This window comes from Exiguobacterium sp. s189 (assembly GCF_018617615.1).
GTDB classification, from domain to species: Bacteria; Bacillota; Bacilli; order Exiguobacteriales; family Exiguobacteriaceae; genus Exiguobacterium; species Exiguobacterium aestuarii_A.
The window spans coordinates 1-11,248 of the sequence record NZ_JACSKM010000020.1 but is presented as its reverse complement, the minus strand read 5'-3'; the positions used below and the strand labels follow the sequence as shown (position 1 = coordinate 11,248).

Sequence of the window (11,248 nt, the reverse complement as noted above, 5' to 3'; positions counted from 1 at the left end):
AGGGAGAATCTGACGGAATGACGAACTTTTGTTCGTCATATCTGTCACAGAGAAAAAGAGTTTTGGACCGGGCGATTCATCCCCCACCTACGCCAGGATACACCCCGAGACGCTTAGAGGAGGAAGAATTCTCGCCTGATTTAGTTAAATCGTTCGAGGGCACGCTCTCGCGCTTCTTTATGATCGACGAGTGGCATCGCATAATTGTCTCGCTCTGACGGGTCCGGAAAATGAATCGATTTGTCTGTCACATGTTTCAGCTCCGGCACATACTTCCGGATGAACGTCCCATCTGGGTCGAACCGTTCAGATTGCGTCGTCGGATTGAAGATACGGAAATACGGAACAGCGTCCGTCCCGACCGAGGCGGCCCATTGCCAACCCCCGATATTCGAAGAGGCCTCGTAATCAATCAACTTCCTCTCGAAATACCGTTCCCCTTTCCGCCAATCGAGAAGAAGGTGTTTCGTCAAGAAAGATGCGACAATCATGCGTAGGCGGTTGTGCATCCATCCGGTCTCGTTCAATTGACGCATCGCTGCATCGACGATTGGATAACCCGTCTCCCCGTTACACCACTTTTCGAACTGTTCCTCATTGTCTTCCCATTCGAGCGATTTGTATTTGTCATTGAACGGTTGATCTTTCAATCCTTTGAACTTCGCCATCACCATATAATAAAATTCGCGCCACAACAGTTCGTCGTAATACGTGTCGCGTCCTTTAGATTTTCTGGCGGACAGCACCTGCTCGGTAATCGTACGAATCGATAATACACCGGTCCGTAAGTATGGGGATAATCGGCTCGTCCCAGCAATACTCGGGATGTCACGTTTTTCATCATAATCGACCATGCGATCATTGACGAAACGCGTCAACCGTTTCTTCGCCTCGGTCTCCCCTAAGCCTTTCCACTCTCGCTCACAGTGTTTGAACAAGTCTTTCAGTTCACTCGGCTGCTCGTTTTTCGAGCTGATGAAATCCGTTAAACGATCGATATCGACATCGTACGGTTTCGGCGGTTGCTCAGCATAAGCCGCTTTTTTGAACGGGGTGAACACTTTATACGGGTCTCCACTCTTCGTACTGAACGCATCGGGATGAAACAGATGCCGGTCAAGGAGTCGTACGACTTTCACCTCTTCACCAAGTGCCTCGATGACACGGTCGTCTCGCTGTTTGAACGGTTCTACATACTCCGCATTGAAATATAGAGCATCTATCTCCCCGAGCTGTTCCACGAAATCCTTCTCCGTTTCCGCGACGAGCACTCGAAGCCCCAACCCTTTTGTTTCCAAATCATCCATAAACGTTCGCATCGTCGAGAAGAAATAATCGTGACGGACTTCGAACGGGTCACAATATTTCGGGTTTAGCCAAAAGACGAAAGCGAGGTCATCCCCCTCTTCCATATCGTTCAGCGCCCGGTGAAGCATATGATTATCGGTCAATCTAAAATCCGAACGAAACCAACATACTCGTTTCATCATTCCCACTCCCATCTACAAAAAAGAAGCATAGCGAACTATGCTTCTTTTGATTATACAAATTCAATCAACAAGTCGTCACTTTGTATTGTGTCGCCTTCTTTAATATGGATGGCTTTGATCTCGCCATCTTGTGCTGCCTGAATCGTCGTCTCCATCTTCATCGCTTCCGTGACGAGTAGCTGCTCTCCACGGTGAACACGACTTCCTGGTTCGACCAACACTTTCAAAACAGAGCCTGGCATCGAGGCACCGACTTGTTTCGGGTTCGAACGATCCACTTTCGGACGGCTTGTTGTCGCAGATTTGACGTTCACGTCTTTAATCTCGATCTCACGCGGTACGCCGTTCATCTCATAAGAGACGAGACGAATGCCATCTTCGTTTGCCGCACTCACTTGTACGAGCTTGATGATCAACGTCTTCCCTGTCTCAATCTCCACTTGAATCGTCTCACCGACGTTTAATCCGTAGAAGAACGTCAACGTGTCGAGGACGGATACGTCACCGTACGTCGTCGTATGTTTGACATAGTCTTCGTATACCTTCGGATAGAGCGCGTGTGCAAGAAGCTCAAAGTCTGTGACCGGTCGCTCAAACTTCTCGAACAACTCTTGGCGTGCTGATTCAAAGTCATATGGCTTGATCAGTTTACCAGGACGAACGTTCAGTGGCTCCTCCCCTTTTAAGATGACTTGTTGGACATCTTTCGGGAAACCACCAGGAGGTGTACCTAGCTCGCCGCGCATCATCTCGACGACCGAGTCTGGGAAGTCGAGTTGATGGCCACGCGTCATCACATCCTCTTCTGTCAAGTTGTGCTGCACCATGAAGAGCGCCATGTCACCGACGACTTTTGAAGAAGGGGTAACCTTGACAATATCGCCGAACAACATGTTGACACGGGCATACATTGCCTTCACTTCACCCCAACGGTCTCCAAGCCCGACTGCTTTCGCTTGTTGCTGAAGGTTCGAATATTGACCACCTGGCATCTCGTGTTCGTATACAGACGGATGTGGTGCGCGCATGTCACTTTCGAACGGTTCGTAGTTATGGCGCACGTCTTGCCAGTAATCACTGATCACTTCGTATTGTTTCGGATCAATCTTCGGTTGACGTTCGTGGTGGTTAAGCGCGTAGACTAAACTTCCACCTGAAGGTTGCGACGTCATCCCTGACATCGAACTTGCGGCAACGTCGACGATATCGACACCAGCATCCGTCGCACGTGCGTAAGTGAAGATTCCGTTACCTGAAGCATCGTGTGTATGCAAGTGAATCGGTAAATCGACCGCATCTTTCAATGCTGACACGAGCGCATAGGCTGATTCCGGTTTCAATAACCCGGCCATATCTTTAATGGCTAGAATATGGGCACCACTCGCCTCAAGTTTTTTCGCAAGGTCAATGTAGTACGGAAGATGGTATTTCGGACGGTTGCCGTCATACAAGTCACCTGTATAACAAATCGCCGCCTCCGCTACTTTCCCTGTCGGTAACGTCGCATCGATTGCCAATTGAATCGACTCTAAGTTGTTAAGACTATCGAAGATTCGGAATACGTCGACTCCTGCATACGCTGCTTCATGCACAAACTTCTCAATGACGTTGTCCGCATAGTTTTTATAGCCGACCGCGTTCGCACCACGAAGTAACATTTGAATCAAGACGTTCGGCATCTTCTCACGAAGTTTCATGAGACGTACCCATGGGTCTTCTGACAAGAAGCGGTAGGCAACATCGAACGTCGCCCCACCCCATGCTTCGACTGAGAACAATTCTGGCATCAACTTGCTTGTAGGCTCTGCGATATTGAGAATGTCTTGCGTCCGCATGCGCGTCGCGAGCAATGACTGGTGCGCATCTCGCATCGTCGTATCCGTCAATAACAGTTCCGGTTGACGTTTGATCCAGTCAGCCAGGCCGTCTGGACCGAGTTCCGTCAAGATTTGTTTCGTTCCCGGTTTTGCTTCTGTCGGTAGGTCTTGTGGGATACGTACCGAGCGGCTGATCGGTTTGTCTTTCAGACCGACTCCTGGGAATCCGTTCACTGTCACATCGCCGATATAGTTCAACAACTTCGTACCACGGTCTTTTCGTTTCGGGAAGACGAACAGTTCTGGCGTCTCATCGATGAATGACGTGTTGTAGTCCCCATTGATGAAGTTCGGATGTTTCATGACGTTAATCAAGAACGGGATGTTCGTTTTGATTCCACGAATCCGGAACTCGTTCAAGTTTCGGACCATTTTCGAAGCGGCTTGTTCGAATGTCATGCCGTGTGTCGACAGTTTTACGAGAAGCGAGTCGTAGTACGGTGAAATTTCTGCACCGACGTACGCGTTTCCGCCGTCAAGACGGACACCAAAACCACCTGGAGAACGGTATGCCATGATTTTCCCTGTATCCGGCATGAAGTTGTTCCCTGGGTCTTCTGACGTGACACGTGATTGAATCGCATAACCAAGAAGTTTAATGTCCTCTTGCTTCGGCATTTGAATCATATCACCGTGAAGCGACTCTCCTTGTGCGATCATCAATTGCGTTTGGACAATATCAAACCCTGTGACCATCTCTGTGATCGTATGCTCAACTTGGACGCGTGGGTTTACTTCGATGAAGTAGAATGATTCATCTTCCGTCACTAAAAATTCGACCGTACCGGCGTTGACGTATCCGACGTGACGCATGAGTTGAACCGCCGCATCACAAATCGCTTGGCGCGAGGCTTCAGATAATGTCACACACGGCGCGACTTCGACGACCTTTTGATGTCGGCGCTGCACCGAACAGTCACGCTCGAACAAGTGAACGATGTGACCGTGCTCATCTCCGAGAATTTGAACCTCGATGTGTTTCGGACGTTCGACTAATTTCTCTATGTACACTTCATCAGAACCAAATGCTTGTTTTGCTTCCGATTTCGCACGTTCAATCAAATCTTTCATTTCCGCTTCTGTACGGATGACACGCATCCCGCGTCCTCCGCCACCCATAGATGCTTTGACCATGAGCGGGAAACCATGCTCGTTCGCAAATGCTTCTGCATCTTCATACGATGTGAGTGGACCGTCCGAGCCTGGGATAACAGGAAGACCTGCAGCAATCGCACTCTGACGTGCCCGCACTTTGTCCCCGAACGCATGCAAGTGTGACTCGTGTGGACCGACAAATATGATGCCCTCTTCACGGCAACGTCGTGCGAGGTCAATGTTTTCTGAAAGGAAACCATATCCCGGGTGAATCGCGTCACTGCCTGACTCTTTGGCGATACGAATGACACCTTCGATATCGAGATACGCATCAATCGGCTTCTTATCGAGTCCTACCAAGTAGGCTTCATCGGCTTTAAAACGATGTAATGAACCGCTATCTTCTTGTGAATAGACGGCTACAGTCCGAATGCCTAACTCAGTTGCCGCTCGAAATACGCGAATGGCAATCTCCCCACGGTTTGCAACAAGTAACTTTTTAATTGGTTTCAAATGAAATCCCCCCGTTAATAAAATTTAAATGTTTCTTACCTGACCACATGAAGCGATGAACGTTGAACGTTCTCTTCGGACTTCACCCGAATTTCTTCTCGTCGTGTCGCTTCTCGATGACGGTTACGCATCGAGATACTACTAAGTACCCCGAGAACACCCATCATCATGATCAGCGACGTCCCCCCATAACTGACCAGCGGCAAGGTCACCCCTGTCCCTGGGAACCAACCAGACATCGCACCGATATTGATGGCTGTTTGAATGATGATCTGTGATGCAATCCCAAACGAGACGAACATCGCAAAATGACTATCTGCATGATTGGCAATATGAATCGCGCGAAACGCGATGAAGAAGAGCAGTACCAAAACCGTCAGCACACCGAAGAACCCTAACTCTTCAGCAATGATCGACATAATATAGTCGGTTTCAGGTTCTGGTAAATACCCATACTTTTGAAAACTGTTCCCGAGTCCGACGCCGGTCAATCCACCATGTACGATCGAGATGATCGACATGAGCAACTGATGACCGTATCCTTCCGGGTCCATGAACGGGTTGAACACGACCTCAATCCGGCTCCGTTGATTCTCGGAGAAGATTGTCGTGAACAATAAGAACACAGCACCGACCCCGGCTAAAATCCCTGGAATCAAAATTCGAAGGGGTGCCCCGACTCCGAACCACATGAGAAGCATGATGGAACCGAGAACGAATAATCCCCCCATGTCTGGCTGTCCATTGATGGCGATGGCGTAGAACGAGAAGTAAAAGAGAACCGGTACTAAGAAGAAGGCACCGATTTGAGCGCGCCACCCTTTTTTCACGATAGCAGCCCGAGCGAGACGCCCCGGTAGTCCTTTCAACTCATTATTCCATAGCTCGTGGTAATAGTTCGCAAGCAGTATGATGAGAACAAATTTGGCAATCTCGACCGGCTGAATGGTGAATCCGCCGATAATGAGCCATGCGCGTGCACCGTTCAATGGTGGCATCGCCCATGTAACAAATAGCAAGATGACAGAGACCGCATAGAGACTGAGACGAATGCCTTTCTTCCGAAACATCTCATAGCGGAACAGCGTCGCGATCAAGTAGACAAAGATCCCGATCCCTACGTAGACGAGCTGGCGATAGAACAAGCTGCTATTCGCATAGTCCCCACGATTCCAAACGCTCGCACTGTAAATCATGATCGAGCTGATCCCGACGAGTAAGAGCACTGACAAAAACAACGCAAAATCAAAATACCGAAACCGTGTTTTCATGTATTCACTTCCTTATGTAAAACAATCCGACAACCCTTATAAAAAAATACTCAAACAGCGCCACTTGCACAGTTTGAGTATAAGGTTCATAATTCTGAAGCTTCTGCCAGAGCAGACAACTTTTGTTCCAATGAATCGAGCAGTCCTTTACCTTCAATGTCTGAAATGAGTCCAAGACGAACCGCAAAATCAATTTGGCGCGATAGTCCAAACATATGTGTATCAAGCACCTCTTCATAAAGCGGGCACTTCGGCATTTTTAGGTTTTCTAACTGCACTTCAATCAGACAACGGATTTTTTCAGCATCCGCCTCGAGTAACTGAAGCGCTTGCTCCCGTTGGATTGCAGCCAAATTTGTCGCCACTACGACCCCTCCTCCGTACGATGACAGACTGTTTGTCATAACTCAACTGTACATTATCTTTCATCATAATTCAATGTACAGTATGGATGATTGCGACATTCTTCCTCTTTTCCATTTTAAGAGAAAGAGCGCTATAATGAAACGTGTAATGTGTATAAAGGGGGATGTAAGCATGATTTTTCCACTAGACGGAGCGGTTCGTCACAGTTTGACGATCGATCCGACCGTATGGATTTTTGACGACCGCAAACGAAAGATTGAAGAATTGGACTCGGTGACAGAGAGTGACCGTGAGGCCTACTATGCGAAAATGGGGAAAGCATGGGACGATGGTCTATCACAAGGAACAAGAATCGACCACAATAAGCCGATGTCTCGTCAAGATAAAGACGCAGCTTTACGCGATTCGTTCGTGATGCCGCTCTCGCCATTTTTGAACAATGCCGAACCTATTGATTTGGCCACACACGTCCGTTTTTACGGAGAAACGGTGTTGACGCTGTCGCTTAGTGAAGCATCACGGGTGTACTTACAATTTTCAAAAGACGGGAAAGTACTCGCTGATGGACCGGTCTATGTATTATATGAAGACCAGGTCATTCGCCAAGTGAATCACATAACCGTACTGAGCAATCAATGAGAAGGGGCTTCCCTTCTCATTTTTTGGACTTTTTACTTCACAAAGTGTAATATGTAGTGTGTTGACTACAAATTGAATAAGAAAGGTCGTGACGCTTACGATGCCTCTTTGGAAACGAAATTTAATAGTTGTTTGGATCGGTAGCTTCTTGACCGCCGCTTCAATGAGTCTCGTCCTCCCCTTCCTGCCGTTGTTTATTGAACAACTCGGGGTAAAGGACCCTGACCATGTCGTCACGTGGTCGGCAATCGCGTTCGGCGCGACGTTCCTCGTGGCCGCCATCGTTTCCCCGATGTGGGGACGTCTGGCTGACCAAAAAGGGAGAAAGTTGATGCTTATCCGAGCAAGCCTCGGAATGTCCATCGTGATGTTTCTCATTAGTTTTGTACAAGACGTGTATCAACTGGTCGGGTTGCGTTTACTCATGGGTGCCGTTTCTGGATTTATCTCAGCCGGTATTACCTTGGTCGCTTCCCAAACCCCAAAAGAGAAAAGTGGCTGGGCGCTCGGTACCTTGTCGACCGGTGGAATCACCGGTGGTCTACTCGGTCCGCTCATCGGCGGACTACTTGCAGACTGGATTGGGCTTCGATCCGTTTTTCTCTTTACCGGAAGCGCACTCTTCCTCACATTCTTGATTACGCTCTGGTTCGTAAAAGAAGACTTTGTCCCAGTGAAACGTGAAGAACTCGCTTCACTGAAGTCCGTTTTCGCCTCACTGCGGCATCCGCAATTGATTGTCGGGTTGTTTGTGACAACGTTCCTCATCCAGTTCTCAACACAATCAATCGGACCACTCTTGACGTTATATGTACGTGAATTAAATCCACATACGACCGCACTTGCCTTCATGGCAGGGATTGTTGCATCTGCCCCCGGTCTCGCCGCTCTCTTTTCGGCGCAGCGTCTCGGACGATTATCGGACCGATACGGTGCAGAACGGATCTTATTTTGGGCACTGCTCCTCTACAGTTTATTCTTAATCCCGCAAGCATTCGTCACCTCGACGACCCAACTCATTCTGTTACGCTTCGGGATTGGATTTGCGACCGCTGCGTTGATGCCATCCGTTCAGTCGTTGCTGAGACAGCATACTCCAACCGCTGCAACCGGAAGAATCTTTTCCTATAATCAGTCCGCTCAGTTCATGGGAAATCTACTCGGACCGCTATTTGGATCTCAAATCGTGGCACACTTCGGATTTTCCGCACTGTTCATCGTCACAGGATTGATCATGATCTCGAACGCCTTTTTAGAACGGACGAACGTCCAATCGCTACAACTCGATACAAAATAACGCCGAGCGCTTAGCTCGGCGTTATTTGTGTGTCTCGCTTATAATAAGTCGGCCGCCAATCTTGCGAGAGACGAGCGCTCCCCTTTTACCAATTGGACGTGACCGAAGACATTTTGTCCTTTGAATCGTTCAACGGCGTACGTCAATCCGTTCGAATATTCATCTAAATACGGATGGTCGATTTGGTACGGGTCACCGACGAGAACAATTTTCGAGTTCTCCCCGACACGGGTGAGAATCGTCTTGATTTCATGTTTCGTTAAGTTTTGAGCTTCGTCGATGATGATGAACTGGTCGGGCATGCTTCTTCCTCGAATATAAGTGAGCGCTTCGAGTTGAATCGATTTCATGCCGGCCAGAATATTTCCTAGCTCATCTTTTGAATTGGCACTGAAGAGAAATTCTAGATTATCATAGATCGGTTGCATCCATGGACGTAGTTTTTCTTCCATCTCACCTGGCAAGTAGCCGATATCGTTCCCCATCGGGACTACCGGTCGGGCGACGACGAGCTTATTGTATCGTTGCTCGTCCTCAACGAGAGAGAGTCCTGCCGCTAGGGCAAGGAGCGTCTTGCCGGTTCCCGCTTTACCGAGTAACGTGACGAACGGAATGTCATCTCGTAACAATAAGTCTAGCGCCATCCGTTGCTGGACGTTTCGTGGATGAATTCCCCAGATGTGGTCAGCATCGAGCGCTAACGGACGAACAATCGGTTGGAGCGTATCGACCACCGCGAGCGCACTCGCTTTCGACACGTTACTTTTTAACACGACGAACGAATTCGGATATAACGTTTGTTTCGTCAATGCGGATGTCGGAAGTTGGCGTACTTTATAAAATTCATCGATGAGTGCCTGATCGACCTCGATTTCACGATAGCCGGCATACAAATTCGTCGTATCGACGATATGGTCGGTCAGATAGTCTTCGGCATCAATCCCGATCGCGTCCGCCTTCACACGGACCAATATATCTTTTGAGACGACGACGACTTTATGGTTCGTGTCATGCTCGTATTGTTTCATTAATTTTAAGGCAACGAGTAGGATGCGGTTATCGTTCGTCATCACGTCGAATGGAATATCGACTTCGTGTTCGTGTCCAATCTCGACAAAGAGACGTCCACCGTTTTCAAGTGGGACGCCGTCATGAAGTTTCCCCGAAGTTCGGAGCTGGTCTAGAACACGCGACGTTTCACGGGCGTTCCGCCCGACCTCATCCATGTTTCGTTTTTTACCGTCAAGTTCTTCTAAGACAATGGCCGGGATGACCACGTCATGTTCTTCAAATTGAAATAAGGATAGCGGATCATGTAGGAGTACGTTCGTATCGAGTACATACGTTTTTTTCATAGACTTTGCCGCCCCTCGACTATAGGATGGTAATCAAGAATGAAGACTTTCTTTCACTTCACGGTCTAATTTTTCCGCCGCTCGAATATCATACGTTTTCGTAATTTCGGGCTGAGCGTATGCCGCACCATAAAATGAGATATTTCTCACTTCTTCGACATGTCCTTCAAAAAAACGAAGATGAAGGCTCGGTTTTACCGTTGGTTCAAATTCTCGGATGGATGAAAGTAAAACATGATAGGACTGACCATCTTCGATAAAGATGAGACCTGCTGTCTTTTCGGTTGATAAAATCGTCACGATATGCGAATTCTTGGTTAAAGCGAACCGCATCGTGTCCTTGTCGAGTGCTTGCACCCAACTGATGGCGTGGCTGATTGGCCAACGCTTTGCCTCATCAAAACCGACGAGAAATGTTAATGGCATGTCATTCAACAATCGCTGTTGAGCGGCTGTCAATTCAAACGTTGCCTTACTCGCCATTCAACTCCCCTCCTTTTAACCGGGTATGGTTGTACCATTCTCCCTTACCGATTCAATTCCCTGCTTTCAACGAATAAAATCATGCTATACTCATCCTATAGAGGAAGGTGAAAAGATGCGTGTAAAATGTTCTCTTTGCGATAAAGTCGAAACGATCGACTCATGGTCGTTTGAAGCAAAACGATTGCGCAACAAGCCGGCTAAAACGTATATGTGTCAAGACTGTCAGGAGCGAATCAGCGAACGTACGGCTGAACGCGCCGCATCTGGACAATTCAAGTTATATCCTACATTTCGACAAAAACGAAATTGGTAACGAAAACGGGCGCCTCCGAAGAGACGCCCGTATTTTTTTATGACTCGACTGCATCCTGACGACGGTTCCACCAAAGACGACCGCGATAGATGGCCAACACGATGGCCATGACAGCAAGTACTTCTGGAATCGGCCACGTGAAAAAGACGAGCGCCATCGTACCTGCGCCAAGTGCAAGTAAAATATAAACAATCAGTGATTTCCACCATGCCAATTGTTTTGCAAAACCAAGCTTAAAGACGAGAATCGTCAGTAAGATGACCGTGACAACGAGTGCGTTGAATCCGACCGAAAAATCGTTCGGGTCGCTCCCGACACCTAGCATCGAGGCAATCCACGGAACATCAATTTGTGTGATATCGATTGTTTGAGAAGCTTTCAAGACAAAGAGTCCCCCTTTATTTCATACACATCCATTCTACACTATTCCATGAAAAAGGGAACGCCGAAGCGTTCCCTTTCAGACTGTAGACAAAATATAGGTCTACGGTCTTTTTTTATGCCCAAGCCGGGCACGGCTCGCTTTCCTAGGGGCAAGCAGGGAGC

General features: G+C 48.2%; 10 protein-coding genes. 3 read left to right on the top strand and 7 right to left on the bottom strand.

Going from position 1 to position 11,248, the window contains the following annotated elements; genetic code table 11:
* Nucleotides 1-140 precede the first annotated feature (140 nt).
* The 4 genes from KNO99_RS15095 to KNO99_RS15080 form a co-directional block, all read right to left on the bottom strand.
* Nucleotides 141-1,487: a cryptochrome/photolyase family protein gene (locus KNO99_RS15095; RefSeq protein ID WP_214750056.1), complete on the bottom strand. Its 1,347-nt coding sequence runs from the start codon at nt 1,485-1,487 to the stop codon at nt 141-143.
* Between the two features lie 53 nt (nt 1,488-1,540).
* Complete coding sequence (locus KNO99_RS15090; protein WP_214750054.1) at nt 1,541-4,975, bottom strand: pyruvate carboxylase; 3,435 nt, start codon at nt 4,973-4,975, stop codon at nt 1,541-1,543.
* 35 nt (nt 4,976-5,010) lie between these two features.
* Nucleotides 5,011-6,246 (bottom strand): FtsW/RodA/SpoVE family cell cycle protein, encoded by a 1,236-nt coding sequence (locus KNO99_RS15085; protein WP_214750052.1) that lies wholly within the window; start codon nt 6,244-6,246, stop codon nt 5,011-5,013.
* Nucleotides 6,247-6,332: 86 nt separating this feature from the next.
* On the bottom strand, nt 6,333-6,611 hold the full coding sequence (locus KNO99_RS15080; RefSeq protein WP_015881276.1) for an Fpa/YlaN family protein: 279 nt from the start codon (nt 6,609-6,611) through the stop codon (nt 6,333-6,335).
* 172 nt (nt 6,612-6,783) lie between these two features.
* On the opposite strand from KNO99_RS15080, the gene KNO99_RS15075 reads away from it, so the two are divergent.
* Together KNO99_RS15075 and KNO99_RS15070 are read left to right on the top strand one after the other, a co-directional pair.
* Entirely contained in the window at nt 6,784-7,251 is a 468-nt protein-coding gene (locus tag KNO99_RS15075; RefSeq protein ID WP_214750050.1) for a hypothetical protein, read from the top strand.
* A gap of 100 nt (nt 7,252-7,351) precedes the next feature.
* A complete protein-coding gene (locus KNO99_RS15070) occupies nt 7,352-8,548 on the top strand; it encodes a multidrug efflux MFS transporter (protein WP_214750048.1) in 1,197 nt (398 codons plus the stop codon).
* A 38-nt stretch (nt 8,549-8,586) separates the two neighbouring features.
* On the opposite strand, the gene KNO99_RS15065 is transcribed toward KNO99_RS15070, so the two are convergent.
* A complete protein-coding gene (locus KNO99_RS15065) occupies nt 8,587-9,903 on the bottom strand; it encodes a PhoH family protein (RefSeq protein ID WP_214750046.1) in 1,317 nt (438 codons plus the stop codon).
* A gap of 33 nt (nt 9,904-9,936) precedes the next feature.
* Nucleotides 9,937-10,386 (bottom strand): PNPOx family protein, encoded by a 450-nt coding sequence (locus KNO99_RS15060; protein ID WP_214750044.1) that lies wholly within the window; start codon nt 10,384-10,386, stop codon nt 9,937-9,939.
* A gap of 115 nt (nt 10,387-10,501) precedes the next feature.
* On the opposite strand from KNO99_RS15060, the gene KNO99_RS15055 reads away from it, so the two are divergent.
* Complete coding sequence (locus tag KNO99_RS15055) at nt 10,502-10,702, top strand: YlaI family protein (protein WP_074034957.1); 201 nt, start codon at nt 10,502-10,504, stop codon at nt 10,700-10,702.
* Nucleotides 10,703-10,739: 37 nt separating this feature from the next.
* Here KNO99_RS15055 and KNO99_RS15050 read toward each other — a convergent pair whose 3' ends face one another.
* Complete coding sequence (locus tag KNO99_RS15050; protein ID WP_074034961.1) at nt 10,740-11,084, bottom strand: YlaH-like family protein; 345 nt, start codon at nt 11,082-11,084, stop codon at nt 10,740-10,742.
* Nucleotides 11,085-11,248 lie beyond the last annotated feature (164 nt).